At 42.9% G+C, this 17,653-nt stretch carries 16 protein-coding genes, 1 tRNA gene and 2 pseudogenes; 11 read left to right on the top strand and 8 right to left on the bottom strand.

Annotated features, from left to right (window positions below):
* Nucleotides 1-294 precede the first annotated feature (294 nt).
* From AC1P5O_RS08390 to AC1P5O_RS08405, 4 genes are all read left to right on the top strand, one after another.
* Nucleotides 295-1,650 carry an amino acid permease gene (locus tag AC1P5O_RS08390; protein WP_035342426.1) on the top strand — a complete coding sequence of 452 codons (1,356 nt, stop codon included), beginning with the start codon at nt 295-297 and terminating at the stop codon, nt 1,648-1,650.
* An 88-nt stretch (nt 1,651-1,738) separates the two neighbouring features.
* Nucleotides 1,739-1,814 (top strand) — tRNA-Arg (locus AC1P5O_RS08395).
* Between the two features lie 337 nt (nt 1,815-2,151).
* Complete coding sequence (locus AC1P5O_RS08400; protein ID WP_004783080.1) at nt 2,152-3,480, top strand: OmpP1/FadL family transporter; 1,329 nt, start codon at nt 2,152-2,154, stop codon at nt 3,478-3,480.
* A 321-nt stretch (nt 3,481-3,801) separates the two neighbouring features.
* Nucleotides 3,802-5,019: an OmpP1/FadL family transporter gene (locus tag AC1P5O_RS08405; protein WP_004783082.1), complete on the top strand. Its 1,218-nt coding sequence runs from the start codon at nt 3,802-3,804 to the stop codon at nt 5,017-5,019.
* 70 nt (nt 5,020-5,089) lie between these two features.
* Here AC1P5O_RS08405 and thrH read toward each other — a convergent pair whose 3' ends face one another.
* A complete protein-coding gene (gene thrH, locus AC1P5O_RS08410; protein WP_004783083.1) occupies nt 5,090-5,707 on the bottom strand; it encodes a bifunctional phosphoserine phosphatase/homoserine phosphotransferase ThrH in 618 nt (205 codons plus the stop codon).
* A 208-nt stretch (nt 5,708-5,915) separates the two neighbouring features.
* Between thrH and AC1P5O_RS08415 the strand changes: the two genes are divergently transcribed.
* Together AC1P5O_RS08415 and AC1P5O_RS08420 are read left to right on the top strand one after the other, a co-directional pair.
* A complete protein-coding gene (locus AC1P5O_RS08415) occupies nt 5,916-6,650 on the top strand; it encodes a phosphoadenylyl-sulfate reductase (protein WP_004783085.1) in 735 nt (244 codons plus the stop codon).
* A 172-nt stretch (nt 6,651-6,822) separates the two neighbouring features.
* Nucleotides 6,823-8,205, top strand: a complete 1,383-nt coding sequence (locus tag AC1P5O_RS08420; RefSeq protein WP_216985881.1) for a WS/DGAT/MGAT family O-acyltransferase — start codon at nt 6,823-6,825, stop codon at nt 8,203-8,205.
* Between the two features lie 208 nt (nt 8,206-8,413).
* On the opposite strand, the gene AC1P5O_RS08425 is transcribed toward AC1P5O_RS08420, so the two are convergent.
* The 6 genes from AC1P5O_RS08425 to AC1P5O_RS08450 all read right to left on the bottom strand — a co-directional run bounded on the left by AC1P5O_RS08425 (nt 8,414) and on the right by AC1P5O_RS08450 (nt 13,163).
* A complete protein-coding gene (locus AC1P5O_RS08425) occupies nt 8,414-8,587 on the bottom strand; it encodes a PA1571 family protein (RefSeq protein ID WP_004646222.1) in 174 nt (57 codons plus the stop codon).
* A gap of 132 nt (nt 8,588-8,719) precedes the next feature.
* The gene (gene rng / locus AC1P5O_RS08430; RefSeq protein WP_004646221.1) at nt 8,720-10,174 is read right to left on the bottom strand and encodes a ribonuclease G; all 1,455 of its coding nucleotides are present in this window, start codon (nt 10,172-10,174) and stop codon (nt 8,720-8,722) included.
* Between the two features lie 39 nt (nt 10,175-10,213).
* Entirely contained in the window at nt 10,214-10,780 is a 567-nt protein-coding gene (locus AC1P5O_RS08435) for a Maf-like protein (RefSeq protein WP_085064472.1), read from the bottom strand.
* Complete coding sequence (gene mreD, locus AC1P5O_RS08440; RefSeq protein ID WP_004279364.1) at nt 10,768-11,259, bottom strand: rod shape-determining protein MreD; 492 nt, start codon at nt 11,257-11,259, stop codon at nt 10,768-10,770. The genes AC1P5O_RS08435 and mreD overlap by 13 nt, the downstream gene beginning before the upstream one ends.
* Nucleotides 11,246-12,103, bottom strand: a complete 858-nt coding sequence (gene mreC, locus AC1P5O_RS08445) for a rod shape-determining protein MreC (protein ID WP_004279362.1) — start codon at nt 12,101-12,103, stop codon at nt 11,246-11,248. Before mreC ends, mreD begins: the two co-directional genes overlap by 14 nt.
* A 16-nt stretch (nt 12,104-12,119) precedes the next feature.
* Nucleotides 12,120-13,163, bottom strand: coding sequence for a rod shape-determining protein (locus AC1P5O_RS08450; RefSeq protein WP_171054299.1), 1,044 nt, complete (start codon nt 13,161-13,163; stop codon nt 12,120-12,122).
* Nucleotides 13,164-13,298: 135 nt separating this feature from the next.
* Here AC1P5O_RS08450 and gatC point away from each other — a divergent pair, with 135 nt between their 5' ends.
* The 5 genes and pseudogenes from gatC to AC1P5O_RS08475 form a co-directional block, all read left to right on the top strand.
* On the top strand, nt 13,299-13,613 hold the full coding sequence (gatC, locus tag AC1P5O_RS08455) for an Asp-tRNA(Asn)/Glu-tRNA(Gln) amidotransferase subunit GatC (RefSeq protein ID WP_005262428.1): 315 nt from the start codon (nt 13,299-13,301) through the stop codon (nt 13,611-13,613).
* A 52-nt stretch (nt 13,614-13,665) separates the two neighbouring features.
* Nucleotides 13,666-15,144 carry an Asp-tRNA(Asn)/Glu-tRNA(Gln) amidotransferase subunit GatA gene (gatA, locus tag AC1P5O_RS08460; protein ID WP_216985878.1) on the top strand — a complete coding sequence of 493 codons (1,479 nt, stop codon included), beginning with the start codon at nt 13,666-13,668 and terminating at the stop codon, nt 15,142-15,144.
* Nucleotides 15,144-16,625 carry an Asp-tRNA(Asn)/Glu-tRNA(Gln) amidotransferase subunit GatB gene (gene gatB, locus AC1P5O_RS08465; protein ID WP_216985877.1) on the top strand — a complete coding sequence of 494 codons (1,482 nt, stop codon included), beginning with the start codon at nt 15,144-15,146 and terminating at the stop codon, nt 16,623-16,625. The genes gatA and gatB overlap by 1 nt, the downstream gene beginning before the upstream one ends.
* Before the next feature lie 82 nt (nt 16,626-16,707).
* The gene (locus AC1P5O_RS08470) at nt 16,708-17,292 is read left to right on the top strand and encodes a hypothetical protein (RefSeq protein ID WP_228733307.1); all 585 of its coding nucleotides are present in this window, start codon (nt 16,708-16,710) and stop codon (nt 17,290-17,292) included.
* A 37-nt stretch (nt 17,293-17,329) separates the two neighbouring features.
* Nucleotides 17,330-17,527 (top strand): annotated as a pseudogene (locus AC1P5O_RS08475) (helix-turn-helix domain-containing protein); the annotation flags it as partial.
* A gap of 6 nt (nt 17,528-17,533) precedes the next feature.
* Here AC1P5O_RS08475 and AC1P5O_RS08480 read toward each other — a convergent pair.
* Nucleotides 17,534-17,653, bottom strand: a pseudogene (locus AC1P5O_RS08480) (IS30 family transposase); the annotation flags it as partial.

Raw genomic sequence — 17,653 nt, forward strand, 5'->3', positions numbered from 1 at the left:
GGGTTATTCAATATTTATATTCAAAGTATAGTATGTTGAAAGCAGAACTGCTTGGCTGCCAGACCTTAGTATAAAAAAACGGCATTTGTATTTTATCCAAGAAAATAGAGAACTCATCAGTAACAGTTTCAATAAAATTAATATATTGATTCATTTATATTTTATTTCAGTTATTTATATGAATATTTTTTATTACTCCTCCAACAATATTTCATTCTTAGGATGGACTAGGCTTCTTTAGTCTGATCAATTACAATCAGCCACTTATCATTTTCCATTGTCGGGCTGAACACTTTGAATAACGAGTCTTCACAACTTCAGCGTGGCTTAAAGAACCGTCATATTCAGTTGATCGCCATGGGCGGTGCAATTGGCACAGGCTTATTCTTAGGTTCCGCACAGGTGATCCAATCTGCGGGTCCTTCTATTATTTTAGGCTATGCCATTGGGGGCCTGATTGCATTTTTAATCATGCGTCAATTGGGTGAGATGATTGTTCATGAACCTGTCGCAGGTTCATTCAGCCATTTTGCTTATAAATACTGGGGGAAATTTCCCGGTTTCCTTGCGGGTTGGAACTACTGGATTTTGTATATCCTGGTAGCCATGACCGAACTTACCGCAGTTGCGAAATATATCAACTACTGGTGGCCGCATATTCCAGCCTGGGCATCGGTACTGTTTTTCTTTATCGTGATTACACTGGTCAACCTCGGCAATGTGAAATTCTACGGTGAATCAGAATTCTGGCTTTCCATCATTAAAGTGACTGCGGTCATCTCGATGATTGTCTTCGGCCTGTATCTGATCCTGACTGCTGATGCTTCTTCAGGCGCATCTTTTAGCAATCTTTGGACCGCGGGCGGTTTCTTCCCGAATGGTTTTGAAGGTCTATTCTACATGCTGGCCTTCCTGATGTTTGCCTTCGGTGGTATTGAACTGATCGGCATGGCGGCTGCAGAAGCTGAAAATCCGGAAAAAACCATTCCGAAAGCCATTAATCAGGTGGTTTTCCGTATTCTGATTTTCTATGTCGGTGCTTTGACGATTCTGTTGTCACTCGTGCCTTGGAATCAGCTTGAACTTGGTGGTCTGGACAAAAGTCCGTTCGTGATGATTTTCAGCCAGCTTGGCATTGACTGGGCAGCACACTTACTGAACTTTATTATCCTGACAGCAGCATTGTCTGTGTATAACAGTGGCATGTACGCCAACAGCCGTATGCTCTATGGTCTGGCTCAGCAAGGAAATGCACCTAAAGTCTTCATGAAAGTGAATAAACAAGGTACGCCAATTCCTGCTGTATTGTTCTCTGCCGTGCTGATTTTCGGCTGTGTGCTACTCAACTACTTCGTGCCTGAAGATGCCTTAAGCCATCTGATTTACATCGTAGTCGGTGCATTGGTATTGAACTGGGCCATGATTACCCTGACCCATCTTAAGTTTATTCAGAGCATGAAAAAGCTGGGACAGAAGACTTCTTTCCCTGCGCTATGGTCTCCGGCGGGCAATATTCTGGTTCTTGGTTTTATTCTTACGATTCTTTACATCATGTGGACGCAAGGATTCCAGGAATCTATTTTGATGATCCCGCTTTGGATTGTGGTCATGTTCGGTCTGTTTAAGTTACTTAAGCCTAAAAATACCTAGACAACTCCTGTAGCTATGAGTCCTTAAAAGTTATTGCTTCGGCAATAACTTTTTTTTGTATTTTTTACAGTACAATAGCCTTCTTTTCGCGCCCTTAGCTTAACTGGATAGAGCAGTTGCCTCCTAAGCGACCGACGTGGGTTCGAGTCCCGCAGGGCGCACCATCCTTTCAAAATGTGATCTATACTTCAAAAAATTAGCGTTAATCTTCATATTTTTAGAATATTTTTTATACAAAAAATCATTTTTTCTTCATTATTTTATTTCTTTTACTTTCAAATACTTATTTCAAAATGAGGCTATTTTTTGGTGTAAAAACTCTATTTTGATGCTTTTTTAGACTAATTAGTTTTTTCTAGAGCATTTACTCTTATTTTAATTGTGCTATTTTTGTCACATGGAGTAACAAATGATTGCGGATAAATACCCGAAATCTCCAAGAATTCAATAAGTGCAAACAACAACGCTAGATATAAATTTGTACCTCAAGGAAAGACGTAAATGAAATTAAAAACATTAACTACTGCAATGATTCTTGCAACTGTACCTATGACAGGCGCATTTGCAGCAGCACTAGATCGTTCAGGCCAATCTATTGCAGCCTTCCTACAACCTGGTAACTATTTTGAAGCAGGTATTTCTGTTTTAGATCCATCTGTATCTGGTAAAGCTAATGCAGGTTATACACCTAACGCTGCTATTCCTGCAGCTTTAGCTGGTCTTGAGAATACCTCTCTATCAGACATGGGCGAAGATTATTACTTCCCAAGTGCAGCATTAAAGTTTCAAGTAGCTGATAAATTATCAGTGGGTCTTTTATACGATCAACCTTTTGGTGCTGATGCAGCCTATTCAGTTGGTGATGCTGGAGCAAACCCAGCATTAGCAGGCTTGGGGCTTCCAGCTGCATTATTTGCTGGACAGGGCTTATTGCATGATGGCCAAGAAGCAACTGAAGTAGAAGTTACAACCGAAAATTTAACGTTCCTATTAGGTTTCCAACCAACTGAAAACTGGAATCTATATGGTGGTGCGGTATACCAGACCGTTAAAGGGAATGTTCAACTACGTGGTACCGCATACGGTTCTACTATTGCATTAGGCCAATATAATGCAGATATGAAGAAAGATTCTGCAGTAGGCTGGATTGCAGGTTTAGCTTACCAAATTCCTGAAATCGCATTAAAAGCATCTTTAACGTATCGCTCTGAAATTGATCACGAAGCAGCAACGAATGAATATGGTACAAGCTTAATTTTAACTGGTTTAGTTCCTGGACCAGGTGCGGTATATAACGAAAACACTACTACCAAAATTACAACTCCACAATCTGTAAACCTTGATTTCCAAACTGGTATCATGGCTGACACAGTCGCTTTTGCTAATGTGCGCTGGGTAAACTGGGAAGATTTTTCAATTCGTCCTGAACAGTTTGGTACAGTTTCAGAAGCTTTAGGTGCCGCAGGCTTAACCCCAGATAATCCAAATGGTTTTGACTTAGTGGGTTATACAGATGATCAATGGTCAGCTACTGTAGGTGTAGGCCGTAAATTTAATGAAAAATGGGCAGGTAATGTCTCTGTAGGTTGGGATTCAGGTGCAGGCAACCCTGTTTCAACTTTAGGTCCAACTGAAGGTTACTGGAACGTTGGCCTAGGTCTACAATTCTCACCTGCTGCAAACTACTTTATCGCTGGTGGTGTGAAGTACTTCTGGTTAGGTGATGCTAAAGCTCAACCTGCATCAATGTTTGGTACAGGAAACTCTGTGGCACAATTTGAAGATAACCATGCTTTAGGTTATGGCTTAAAAATGGGCTATCGCTTCTAATTCCTGTTAGTTAATAAAAACCACCTTCGGGTGGTTTTTATTGTCTCATTTATATTTTTATACACCCGTATACTATTCGATGCTTTTATCACCAATCAAATTTTGCCTAAATTTTGTTTTTAATATATTTTGATAAAAATTATTATTTGTTTATTTTCATTAAGTTAATCAAAAAAATATAGTATAAATACTCTAAGCAATCATTTTTTATAACCGCCATAGTTAATTTCTTGGACGAAGTGGAGCATTTACTCTTTTTAAATTTGTGTTACTTTTCCACAACTTTTATTAATATTTATGCAACATTGTCAAGGATGAGCCATGAAGCTTAAGCCAATCTCTATCGCTATTCTTCTTTCTAGCCTGCCTACTTCTCTCGTGTTCGCTGCCGGTTTAGACCGTTCAGGCCAGTCTATTCAGGCTTTTTTACAACCTGGTAACTATGCAGAAGCAGGAATTTCTGTTCTTGATCCAACTGTGAAAGGGACATCTAAAGTATCTGCTTTTGAAGGTGAAAAAATTAACGACATGGGGGAAGATTACTATTTCCCCTCTGCTGCAATTAAAGTTCAAGCAACAGACAAAATTTCTTTAGGCTTGATCTATGATCAACCTTTTGGAGCAGATGCAACATACGCTGAAACTGCTGGTTCTTTTGGTAATGGTGTAGAAGGTACATCAGTTGATGTTGACACACATAATTTAACTGCCCTCATTGGTTATCAACCTACAGAAAACTGGAATTTCTATGCTGGTCCAGTGTGGCAAACTGTTGAGGCTGATATTAAATTACGGGGGGGTGCTTATTCTTTATTAAGTGGCTATAACATTCAGCTTAAACAAGAAGAAGCCTTTGGATGGCTTGCTGGATTTGCTTATCAAATTCCTGAAATTGCATTAAAAGCTTCTGTTACCTATCGTTCAGAAATTAAGCATAAAGCAAAATCTTCTGAACAGTCTGATTTAGCTCTTTTAGGACAACAACTTCCTGATGCAGGTCATCCTTTAAGTCCAGCAAAACCATTATTGGCGACTTTAGGTGAAAGAGAAAGTACTGTAGAGGCGGTTACACCTCAGTCGGTAAATATTGATCTGCAATCAGGTGTCGCTCAAAATACTATTGCTTTTGCAAATCTTCGTTGGGTTCATTGGGATCAATTTGCTGTAACACCATCTTTACTCGCTCAAGCTTCAGCCTTGGCAAAAGGAAAAGCACAAAATCTGATCGATTACTCTAATGATCAATGGTCAGCAACAGTCGGTGTAGGTCGCAAATTCAATAATAAATGGTCAGGTTCAGCTTCTGTAGGTTATGACTCAGGTGCAGGCAACCCTGTAACGACTTTAGGTCCAACTGAAGGTTACTGGAATGTAGGCTTAGGTGCTCAATATAGCCCTGCTGAGAATTACTTTATTCAGGCTGGCGTAAAATATTTCTGGTTAGGCGATGCCCAAGCACAAACTGGCGGTACTATTGTAGGTGATTTTGAAGACAACCATGCCATGGGTTATGGCCTAAAAATCGGCTACCGTTTCTAAGCAATAAAGAGTTTTACTCTAATAAAAAAAGGCACCCTTTGGTGCCTTTTTTTAATTTCAAACTTAAAAATTAAGCTGGAATATTACGTACCGATGCATTACGGATTGCTTCTTTCAATGCGTCATAACCATAAATTGGCGGGAATTGCGGGAATTCTGCAATCACATTCTCTGGTGCGTCGAACAGGAAGCCATGATCTGCTTCACCCAGCATTGTCGTATCGTTATATGAATCACCGGCTGCAATCACACGGAAATTCAGACCGTGTAATGCTTTCACTGCCTGACGCTTCTGATCTGGCTGGCGAAGTTTATAAGCAGTGATCATGCCCTCTTCATCAGTTTCCAGCTTATGACAGAAAATCGTTGGCCAGCCTAGTTGCTTCATTAAAGGATGAGCAAATTCATAGAAAGTGTCAGACAGAATAATCAGCTGAAAATGAGTACTTACCCATTCTACAAATTCCTTGGCGCCTTCAAATGGCCCCATATCCGCAATCACAGCCTGGATATCATTTAGACCCAAACCATGCTGTTTTAAAATATTCAAACGCTGGGTCATCAACACATCATAGTCAGGAATATCACGTGTCGTTGCTTCGAGCTCTTTAATACCTGTTTTTTTAGCAAAATTGATCCAGATTTCTGGAACCAAAACGCCCTCTAGATCTAGACATACGACTTCCATGAAGCATCCCCTCAGTTGTATTGAAAAAATTTTGCCCTATCATAGCTGAAGAAAAAGATTTTGCACTGTTCTTTTTTAAATCTGTTTTTTTCATAAGTATTTATTTTTTAGTGATAAGTAGCTTTGGGCATTTCTATTAAAATAGAATAAATCTGAAATAAATTCATATAGGCCACGTCATTTCCAAGCCTATGTCGCCAGGACTCATATGACCAAAATCCCCACTATTGCTATGGTAGATGCGCTCGCATCTGAATATGCAGATAAATCACCAAGTGAAATTTTAGCGCTTGCTCTCGACCAGGAAGGCGAAATTGCCATTTCATTTTCCGGTGCAGAAGATGTCGTACTGATTGATATGGCATCCAATTTAGGTAAACCTTTCCGGGTATTTAGCCTGGATACAGGGCGTCTGCATGCTGAGACTTATCAATTTATTGAAAAGGTTCGTCAGCACTATAATATTGATATCGAAATCTGCTTCCCGGAAACAGAGGAGATTCAACAACTGACGACTGAAAAAGGTTTGTTCAGTTTTTACCGTGACGGCCATCAGGAATGTTGCGGAATCCGCAAGGTGCAACCTTTACGCAAAAAACTGGCAACTTTAGATGGCTGGATTACCGGTCAGCGTAAAGACCAAAGCCCGGGAACACGGAATGACATTCCGGTGGTTCAATCTGATGAAGGTTTTTCTGGTCCAGGCAAACAGCTGATTAAATATAATCCCCTTGCCAACTGGTCTAGTGCAGATGTGTGGAATTATATCCGAATGATGGAAATTCCATACAACCCACTACATGAAAAAGGTTTTATCTCCATTGGCTGTGAACCTTGTACCCGTCCTGTGCTGCCAAATCAGCATGAACGTGAAGGACGCTGGTGGTGGGAAGAAGCCACCCATAAAGAATGTGGCTTGCATGCCGGGAACTTGAAAAAATAATCTTAAAAAACCATCCGTTCGTCGGGTGGTTTTTTTGTGAACCAATCGGCTACAGAAAAATCAGTACCTTTATGCGACAAAATCGCTATACTTTGTAATGTGATACCAATAATTCTAACAAGGTTGCTTATACATGAGCAGCTGAAGAAAATGCAGTGAGGCAATCTACGCTATGCGTCCATTACATCCGATTGACTTTATTTTTTTGTCTTTAGAGAAACGGCAGCAGCCTATGCATGTAGGCGGGTTATTTTTGTTTCAAATTCCTGACAATGCACCAGCCTCTTTTATCCGGGATCTGGTGACTGATATTCGCAATTCCAAATCCTCACCGATTCCTCCATTTAATAACTATTTAAACGGTTTATTTTGGGATGAAGATGAAGAGTTTGATTTAGATCATCATTTTCGTCATATTGCCTTACCGAAACCTGGGCGTATCCGCGAGCTGCTGACTTATATTTCCCAAGAACACAGCGCACTGATTGACCGCGCTAAACCTTTATGGACCTGTCATATTATTGAAGGCATTGAAGGCAACCGTTTTGCCATGTACTTCAAGATTCACCATGCCATGGTGGATGGAATCGCTGGCATGCGTCTGGTCGAAAAATCACTTTCATTTGACCCCCATGCCAAGAGTATTGTACCGCCATGGTGTGTGGAAGGGCCACGTGCCAAACGCCTTAAAGCACCTAAAGTTAACAGGTTTAAAAATGTCCTGCAGACCATTAAGGGGCAACTGGAATGTGCGCCACGAGTTGCTTATGAACTGTCGCAAACTGTCATGAAGGATATGGGACGTAATCCCGATTATGTGTCCAGCTTCCAGGCACCAAGCAGTATTCTGAATCAACGCGTCAGTGCTTCACGTCGCTTTGCCGCACAGTCTTTCGAATTTTCACGTTTACGTCATATTTCCAAAGCGTTGGGCGTGACCATTAATGATATCGTACTGGCCATTTGTTCAGGTGCATTACGTGAATATTTATTATCGCAAAATGCCTTACCGAAAAAACCGTTAATCGCCATGGTTCCAGCTTCGGTTCGTAGTGACGATTCAGATATATCCAACCGTATTACCATGATTCTGGCCAATCTGGGCACACATAAAGAAGATCCGCTGGAACGTCTCAAGATCGTACGCCGTAGTGTACTGAGTGCCAAAGAGCGCTTTAAACGTATGAATGCCAATCAAATCTTGAACTATAGCGCCTTTGTCTATGGTGCCGCAGGTCTGAATATTGCATCCGGTTTAATGCCGACACGTCAGGCATTTAACGTGATTATTTCCAATGTACCTGGACCACAAGAGCCCCTTTACTGGAATGGTGCACGTCTTGAAGCACTTTATCCGGCTTCTATCGTACTGGATGGTCAGGCCTTGAATATCACCATGACCAGCTATCTAGACAAACTGGAAGTCGGCTTAACTGCATGTCGTAATGCCCTGCCGAAAATGCAGAACTTGCTGACACATCTGGAAGAAGAAATTCAACGTTTTGAACTTATTGTAGATGGCGAACCTGTCCCAAAGTTACGGGCGGTAAGCTAGCCGCGGATGAATAAATAAGATAGATGGACTGCCAAAGATGCTGATCATTTTTGCCAGTCTTAGAGCACAGAATAAAGGGACCGATCTGGTCCCTTTTCTTTATTTTTGGAAATCTTTTTAAATTATTTTAGAAATTTTGGATGACTTCTCTATTTAAACGTCTATCCAAATCACTTTTTGATAAGTTAGAAACAATGCACAAATGCAATCAGCTTTTAATGGTACGGCACTGTTGTAATAATTGATGGCAGACATTACGGATCATGCTCGCGGTAATCTGAACTTCATTACCGCGCTCATCGACGATATATCCCGCATGTACAGTCTTTGGTTCTAATACGTGTTTTAGGCCTTTATGGATTACTGCTTTACTCATACTCATCACACACTCCTTTTGCTAAGCCTGAAACTGGGAGAAACGGCTTTGGCTAATTCATGTATCTAGTATTGTAAATAAAGGCCCGATTGTAAAATTTCAGATGTAACAAGTGTTTAACGATATTCTGTTACAATTTCAGCTGAGAATGATATCGTATTGCTCTTGCGTATACAGATTTTCTACTTGGAACTTAATCACGCGATTAATGAAATGTTCTAGATCAGCGACTGCAGGCGCTTCTGCTGTTAATAGACGATCAATAACAGCCGGATGCGCAACGACAGTAAAGCCACTCTGTGACTCATAAGCACGAGCATAACGCAGAATCTCCCTGAATATTTCGTAACATACTGACTCGGCTGTTTTGACATAACCGCGTCCTTGACAGGTCGGACAAGACTCGCACAGCAGATGTTCCAGCGACTCACGGGTGCGTTTCCGGGTCATTTCCACCAAGCCCAGTTCTGATACCTGAGTAATCTTGGTCTTGGCGTGGTCACGTTCTAACATGCGCTCAAACTGTTTCATCACTTCTTCACGATGCTGCGCTTCCTGCATATCAATGAAGTCGATGATAATAATGCCGCCCAGATTACGCAGCCGTAACTGACGCGCGATAACATCCGTCGCTTCCATATTGGTTTTAAAAACCGTATCTTCCAGCGAACGTCCACCAACATAAGAACCGGTATTGACATCAATTGTGGCCATGGCTTCCGTCTGGTCAATCATCAGATAGCCGCCGGACTTCAATGCGACACGAGTTTGCAATGCCTTTTGCAGGTCTTCTTCGACATTATACAAGTCAAAAATTGGCCGTTCACCCGGATAATGCAGCAAACGGTCTTTCATGTTCGGAACAAATTCTTCGACAAATTCCTGCAACTTGGCATGAATTTCACGTGAATCTACGTAAATTTTGGCAGTTTCTTCATTGGCCAGATCACGAATCACCCGCTGCGGTAAAGGCAATTCTTCAAAGATCAAGGACGGCACTGCAATAATCTTTTGCTTGCGCTGGATGTATTCCCAAAGCTTGGCCAGATAAGCCATATCCTGTGCGATGGCTTCTTCTTCAATGCCTTCTGCCGCAGTACGAACAATCACTGAACCCGGCAGCTTATGTTCTGCCTGAATCCGCTCAATGATGGAACGCAAGCGATTGCGCTCTTCCTCGGATTCAATCCGTTGCGATACACCAATATGATTGCCATATGGCATCAACACTAAATAACGCGAAGGAATAGAGAGATCGGTAGATAGCCGCGCACCCTTGGTGCCGAGCATATCCTTCATCACCTGAACCGTGAGGACTTGTCCCGGTTGAAGCAGCTCAAAAACATTAGGCGTGGGTTGATTGCGTGGCCAGACCATATCATTGATATGTAAAAACGCAGTGCGAGAGAGTCCGATATCTACGAAAGCAGCCTGCATGCCGGGCAAGACCCGCACCACTTTTCCTTTATAGACATTCCCTACCAGACCACGCTTGGCCGTACGCTCGACAAACAGTTCATTGACCGTGCCGTTTTCAATCAACGCGACCCGACATTCCATCGGCGTGACGTTAATCAACAACTCGTCAGACATAAATACACTCAAAACATTATAAGAATTCTTTTTCAGCAGTTAATTTAGTGCCTTAACCGTCTGTAATAACTGTACTGTTTCATATAAGGGCAAGCCCACCACATTGGAATAACTGCCCTGTATTTTTGGAATATAACGTGCTGCAATTCCTTGAATCGCATAAGCCCCGGCTTTACCCAGTGGCTCACCTGTCGCCCAGTAACTTTCCATATCTGCGGCGCTCAGGATTTGAAATTCGACCTGTGTGCGTACCACTATACTGTATTTTTCATGCTTTGTACGAACACAGACACCGCTATAGACATCATGCCACCGACCGGAGATTTTTGTCCACATTTCAATCGCATGTTGTTTGGATTCAGGCTTACCCAGAATCTCCTGATCCACCCCCAGACTGGTATCCGCAGCAATGATGATGGCATCTGGATAATACTCAGCCACGGCATCTGCTTTGGCTCGTGCCAGACGTTCAACATAGGCTGCGACCGACTCGCCTGCTTGTACCGATTCGTCAATTTCTGGGCTGTAAATATCGAAGCTCAGCCCGAGTTGCTGTAACAACTCGCGGCGCCGGGGTGAGCTCGAAGCAAGAATTATACGCGCCATTTTTTGAGCACATAATAAATAGCAGGCCAAACCAGAATACTGGTCAGCATCGGAATCCAGTGCCTTGCATAAGAAAATTGCACGCCAGCCACAATCTGGGAAAAAAAGATCATTAGCAGATGCGCGACAATCGCCAGCCCCATAATCACCCAGAGATTATTAAAGGTCAGGATACGGCGCTCACGGGTTAGAAAGCGGGCTAAAAAGGCAATAATGATAAAGCTCAGCGCATTCAGACCCAAAGGTGCATCCAGCAGCAGATCAATAAAAATACCGGTACCAAAGGCAAACCAGATCCCGCACCAGGTCGGCTGGCACAGCACCCAGAAAAGCATAATCATCAGCATAAACAGCGGACGCCAGCCCGAGAGATTATAGGAAAGTGGATAGACCATTAAAATGGAGGCCACAATCACCGAAATGACGATAGCCATTAAAGGATCACGATGCTTTCTGGATTTCATCTTAGCGATTGACATGCGGTTGCTCCATCGCTAATGAATCGGAAAATAACACCACGACATGATGTCCACCGGCGAGTTGAGCCGCAGGCGTCACATCAATCTGGGCAAATTCACCAGAATTATGCCGTTGTACTTTAGATACCTGCCCCACCAGATAACCTGCCGGAAAATGTTGTCCCAAGCCCGAACTATAGACTTTTTCACCGACCTTAATATTGGCGCTGGTCGGTACATATTCCATTTTTAAACGTCCCAGATCACCCGTACCCGAGACAATGGCACGCATCCCAGTATGTTCCAGGCGCACTGACAGTGAATGTTCTTTATCAGACAACAGCATGACCCGACTACTATGCGGATAGACATTGATAATCTGCCCCATGATACCCTTGTCATCCAGTACCGTTTGCCCGACTTTCAGCTCGTTATTCGAACCCCGGTTGATCACGATAATATGCCGTAATGGATCGGCATCGGTACCAATCACTTCGGCAATTTCAATACGCCCATCAATGATCAGCGGCGTGTCCAATAGACCGCGCAAACGTGTATTTTCAGCAGAAAGTTCAGAGATTTTTTGTAAGCGTACCTGTGCCTGTAACAGCTCGGCCTGCATCGCGGTATTTTCCCGACGCAATTGAGCTTCAGACTTGGTTTGTTGATTCAACCACTCTCGCGACAATACCGGATAGCTGGCCACCGCATAAATAGGATTATAAGCAGCGTACAGGACATCCCTTGCAGGTTGAACAACATGCGGCATGCGCCAATCAAAGAAAAGCACCACCAAGCATGTTACCAATGCAATGATAAAAGAGCGAAAAGATGGCGGTTGTCGAGAAAACAGATGTGCTTGCACCCGCCGGATCCTTTTCTTAGCCTACGAATAACATGTCATGATTTGGGTTGTCGAAAAATTCGAGTACCTTGCCGCCACCACGTGTCACACAAGACAGTGGATCTTCTGCCACCACCACCGGCAGGCCAGTTTCTTTGGCAAGCAGCTTGTCCAGGTTACGCAGTAATGCACCACCACCAGTTAACACGATACCACGTTCAGCGATGTCCGAAGAAAGCTCAGGAGGGGTATGTTCTAAAGCAGATTTCACCGCAGACACGATGTTTTGTAATGGATCAGAAATCGCTTGGGTGACTTCGTCAGAATTAACCACGATTGCGCGAGGCACACCTTCTGCGAGGTTACGGCCACGAACTTCAATTTCAAGCGGTTTAGCACCTTCATCTGGCAACGCCATACCCACTTCTTTTTTGATTACTTCAGCCGTGGTTTCGCCGATCACACAGCCATGCGCTTTACGCACATAGTTAATGATCTGCTCATCAAAGACATCACCGCCGATACGTAAAGAATCTGCATAAACACAACCTTGCAGCGAGATAATCGCAATTTCAGTAGTACCACCGCCCACATCAACCACCATCGAACCACAAGCCTGCTCGACTGGCATCCCTGCACCAATCGCTGCTGCCATTGGCTCTTCGATTAAACGTACATCACGTGCGCCCGCATTAAACACGGCTTCACGAATGGCACGGCGCTCAACCAGAGTCGATTTACATGGCACGCAAACCACCACACGCGGTGCCGGAGTAAATAAACGGTTTTCATGTACTTTGCGAATAAACTGATTCAGCATGGTCTCAGTGACTTCAAAATCCGCAATCACACCATCTTTCATCGGACGGATCGCTGAGATATTGGCTGGGGTACGACCTAGCATTTGCTTCGCTTCAAGACCGACTGCCGCAACAATTTTATGTGAACCACTATGACGGATGGCTACAACCGTTGGTTCATTTAATATAATGCCTCGTCCTGGCGCATAAATAAGTGTATTTGCTGTACCTAAATCAATGGCAAGATCGGGCGAAAACAAGCCTATTAGTCGTTTTAGAATCACGGGGACGTTCTCAGTTAAACTTTATATGGACGCAAGGTCGCCACTTTAACTAAATGTGATGATTTGGACAAGTCAATCGCTTATCATAACGCATGATAATTTGAATTTTTTTAATACTGATTAGGTAATATTATGTCTACATCGGATGCACAGCATTCTGCAGATTTAAGTGCAGAAACAGTTTCAGCTATTGCCAACCTTGCAAGGTTATCTCTCAATGATACGCAATCTGCTGAATATGCTCAAAGTTTAAATAAAATTTTAGGCATGATGGAAACCCTGAAAGGCATCAATACCGACGGTATTGAACCCCTGAAAAGCCCTTTCGACCACCCTCAGCCGCTACGTGATGATGTGGTTACCGAAACCAATCATCGTGAGCAATACCAAGCAGTTGCACCAGCTGTTCAGGATGGCTTGTACCTCGTACCGCGCGTGATTGAGTAATTACTACCCAGTTCATTCTTTTTATTAAATTAAACGTAAAGAATTATTTCTCATGACAGATTTACATCGCTTATCCATTCGTGAACTTAGTGAAGGTCTGGCAAATGCCCAGTTTTCATCTCGCGAATTGACTGAACACTACTTAAAGCGCATCGCAAAAATTGATGTACAGGTCAAGGCTTATGTGACGGTAACTGCTGAACAGGCATTAGCTGAAGCTGATGCTGCCGATGCTGCAATCAAAGCTGGCAATGCCTCTGCCCTGACTGGTGTGCCAGTTGCCCACAAAGACATTTTCTGTACCCAAGGCATCAAGACCACTGCCGGTTCAAAAATGCTGGACAATTTTATCTCTCCTTACGATGCAACCGTAGTAGCGAAAGGCAAAGCTGCGGGCCTGGTCACTTTAGGTAAAGTGAACATGGACGAATTCGCGATGGGTTCAACCTCTGAGAACTCATATTGCGGCGCAACGGCTAACCCTTGGAACCTGGGTCATGTCCCTGGCGGCTCTTCTGGTGGCTCTGCAGCAGCTGTGGCAGCGGATTTAGCACCATTTGCAACTGGTACTGATACCGGTGGTTCTATTCGCCAACCTGCGTCATTCTGTGGCCTCACCGGCCTTAAACCGACCTATGGCCGTGTATCGCGTTTCGGTATGATTGCTTATGCCTCATCACTGGATCAAGGCGGTCCGATGGCGCGTTCGGCGGAAGACTGTGCTTACCTGATGAATGTGATGGCAGGTCATGATGCCAAGGATTCAACCTCAATGGACAAAGACGTTGATGACTATGTGGCAAATCTGAACGCTACCTCAGTAAAAGGTTTGCGTATTGGTATTCCAAAGCAATATTTCAATGTGGAAGGTCTGGATGCAGACGTAAAAGCACGTGTCGAAGAATCACTTAAAAAGTTAGAAGAGATGGGCGCTACGCTTGTTGAGATCGACCTCAACATGACTGAAAGCTATGTTCCGACTTATTACCTGATCGCACCTGCCGAAGCTTCTTCGAACCTATCACGTTTTGATGGCGTACGTTATGGCTATCGCGCAGAAAATCCTGTGGACCTGATGGACCTGTACAAGCGTTCACGTTCAGAAGGTTTTGGTGCAGAAGTGCAACGCCGTATCCTGATTGGTACGTATGCCCTGTCTGCAGGTTATTACGATGCTTACTATGTAAAAGCACAGAAAGTACGTCGCCTGATCCAGCAAGATTTCCTTAAAGCATTTGAATCGGTCGATGTCATTGCAGCACCTTCTGCGCCAACGACTGCCTATAAAATTGGTGCAGATTTAACGCCAGTTGAAATGTACCTGGGCGATATTTATACGCTTGCGGTAAATCTGGCAGGTCTTCCTGCGATTAACGCGCCTGTCGGTTTTGACCAAAATAACTTGCCAGTTGGCTTACAGCTGATTGGTAATTACTGGTCAGAATCTCAATTGTTGTCTGTGGTACACCAGTATCAACAGGCCACCGATTGGCATACAAAACGCGCTGCAATTGCTGAGGAGAACGCATAATGGCTCAAGCTCAAAAATCGGCTAAACCAAAATCCAACCTGATTGATGGTTGGGAAGTCGTTATTGGTATCGAGATTCACACTCAGCTTGCCACCAATACCAAAATTTTTTCAGGTTCATCGACTGTTTTCGGTAATGATCCAAACACGCAAGCCAGCCTGGTTGATTTGGCTATGCCGGGCGTATTACCGGTATTAAACAAAGAAGTGGTTGATCTTGCGATTCGCTTTGGTTTGGGCATCGATGCTTACATCGATCAGGCGTCTGTATTTGCGCGTAAAAACTACTTCTATCCGGACTCTCCAAAAGGCTACCAGATCAGCCAGATGGACAACCCGATTGTGGGCTTGGGTCATATCGACATCCAGCTTGAAGATGGCACGGTTAAACGCATTGGCGTAACCCGTGCGCATCTCGAAGAAGATGCGGGTAAATCGATTCATGATCAGTTCGAAGGTATGTCAGGCATCGACTTGAACCGTGCTGGTACGCCGCTGCTTGAAATCGTTTCTGAACCGGATATGCGTTCGGTTGAAGAAGCGGTTGCTTATATCAAGGCAATTCACACTTTAGTGCGCTGGTTAGGTATTTCTGACGGTAACATGGCGGAGGGTTCGTTCCGCTGTGACTGTAATGTATCTTTACGTCGTCCGGGTCAACCGTTTGGTACACGTTGTGAATTGAAAAACCTGAACTCATTCCGTTTCATTGAACAAGCGATCAATGTTGAAATTGAACGTCAAATGGAAATTCTGGACTGGGATGGCACCATTGATCAGGAAACGCGTCTGTTCGACCCTGTAAAGATGGAAACGCGTTCAATGCGTTCTAAAGAAGAAGCGAACGATTACCGCTACTTCCCTGACCCAGACTTGTTGCCTGTGGTGATTGCTGATGAGCAAATCGAAGCCATTAAAGCAACCATGCCTGAGCTTCCTGCTGCACGCCGTGCACGTTTCGTGGCGGACTTTGGTGTGACTGAGTACGATGCACACGTTTTAACGCTTACACGTGAAATGTCAGAGTTTTACGAAGAAGTTGTCGCTGCTGCTGGCGGCGCTGCACAAGGTAAAGTGTCTGCAAACTGGGTGATGGGCGAATTCTCAGGGGCGCTAAACAAAGCAGGCTTAGATTTGGCGGATTCTCCTGTATCTGCGGAAAAACTTGGCGGTATGATCGCGCGTATTGTGGATAACACGATTAACGGTAAAATCGCGAAGCAAGTATTCGGCTTTATGTGGGACGAAGGCAAATCTGCGGACGAAATTATTGCGGAAAAAGGCTTGAAACAGGAAACTGATACAGGCGCAATTGAAGCGATTATTAAGGAAGTGCTTGCTGCCAACGAGAAGATGGTTGAGGAATATAAGTCTGGTAAAGAGAAAGCCTTTAACGGTCTTGTGGGTCAAGTAATGAAAGCTGCAAAAGGTAAAGCCAACCCTGCACAAGTCAATGAATTAATGAAGAAATTGATTGGTTGATAATTGACTAATTAGTTATTTTCATGAGATAAAAACCTCGCTTAGTGCGGGGTTTTTATAATTTCAAGGATTATCTTTATAAATGAGTTTTTTCAATATATTACAAGTTAGCAATGAACATCAAATTACTCAGAATGATGAAATATATCAAATTAATTTTCATTCGAGTCGTTTCCTAGAATATACAGATGAAGATATTCGTATTTTATATAAAACATTAACCCAAGAAAAATTAGATTTACTCAAAAAATACCCTGCTCTAGTTACTATGGAGCGTTTTGAAAAAGAAATTTCATTAGGTAAAATTTTAAACATTACATATTATTCTGAAGAACAAAATATAGTTGTTGAATTTAATAAATTACATTCTATAAATATTCAAACTAGAGAAGATATCACATACACAGATGAAGATACTAAGGAAACTTGGAAACAAAAAAATAAGGATTTTGATTTTTATTTAAACACAATTAAAGAATATTTAAAATTTGAAGGATTAGAAGAATATAGAAATCATTGGGCTTTAAAATCAGGAGATATCTTTGCTCTATCAGCGAATAATCCCCATTTCCAAATATTCAACAACAGCACTTACATAAATTTATTTCCCACCTATAATGACCCTCTTCCATTACCTCAATATATCTCTCGGCAGAGTAAAACTTGAAGTGCGACATAAACCACCTAATTAATTTAAAGGGTTTATGGAGTATATAAAATTGTCATACCATCATCTTAACTTTGAAGATCGTACTGCATTAATGCTTGAGTCAAGAAAAGAAGGCTTTTCAGCCAGAAAATTTGCTGAACTCATTAAAAGACATCCTAGTACGATCTATCGTGAGCTTAAAAGAAATAGCATCAATGACGTTTATCAAGCTCGATATGCTTCTGATAACACGGCGAATTCAAACATGAGGTGCGACAGTTTCAAAAGCCATATGATAATCAACAAGCTGAGCAAATTTCTCTAATGGTGTAAGCCAATCTAACGCCTTTCTAGGACGAGTATTCAGTGACATGGCAAC

The sequence above is a fragment of the Prolinoborus fasciculus genome, assembly GCF_056724605.1.

Bases quoted from the DNA above. Each gene is read 5' to 3' on its own strand.
- AC1P5O_RS08415 (WP_004783085.1), top strand. From the start codon at position 5,916: ATGACCAAAATCCCCACTATTGCTATGGTAGATGCGCTCGCATCTGAA.
- AC1P5O_RS08420 (WP_216985881.1), top strand. From the start codon at position 6,823: ATGCGTCCATTACATCCGATTGACTTTATTTTTTTGTCTTTAGAGAAA.
- rng (WP_004646221.1), bottom strand. From the start codon at position 10,174: ATGTCTGACGAGTTGTTGATTAACGTCACGCCGATGGAATGTCGGGTC.
- AC1P5O_RS08400 (WP_004783080.1), top strand. From the start codon at position 2,152: ATGAAATTAAAAACATTAACTACTGCAATGATTCTTGCAACTGTACCT.
- gatA (WP_216985878.1), top strand. From the start codon at position 13,666: ATGACAGATTTACATCGCTTATCCATTCGTGAACTTAGTGAAGGTCTG.
- AC1P5O_RS08470 (WP_228733307.1), top strand. From the start codon at position 16,708: ATGAGTTTTTTCAATATATTACAAGTTAGCAATGAACATCAAATTACT.
- mreD (WP_004279364.1), bottom strand. From the start codon at position 11,259: ATGTCAATCGCTAAGATGAAATCCAGAAAGCATCGTGATCCTTTAATG.
- AC1P5O_RS08425 (WP_004646222.1), bottom strand. From the start codon at position 8,587: ATGAGTATGAGTAAAGCAGTAATCCATAAAGGCCTAAAACACGTATTA.
- AC1P5O_RS08435 (WP_085064472.1), bottom strand. From the start codon at position 10,780: ATGGCGCGTATAATTCTTGCTTCGAGCTCACCCCGGCGCCGCGAGTTG.
- thrH (WP_004783083.1), bottom strand. From the start codon at position 5,707: ATGGAAGTCGTATGTCTAGATCTAGAGGGCGTTTTGGTTCCAGAAATC.
- AC1P5O_RS08405 (WP_004783082.1), top strand. From the start codon at position 3,802: ATGAAGCTTAAGCCAATCTCTATCGCTATTCTTCTTTCTAGCCTGCCT.
- gatC (WP_005262428.1), top strand. From the start codon at position 13,299: ATGTCTACATCGGATGCACAGCATTCTGCAGATTTAAGTGCAGAAACA.
- gatB (WP_216985877.1), top strand. From the start codon at position 15,144: ATGGCTCAAGCTCAAAAATCGGCTAAACCAAAATCCAACCTGATTGAT.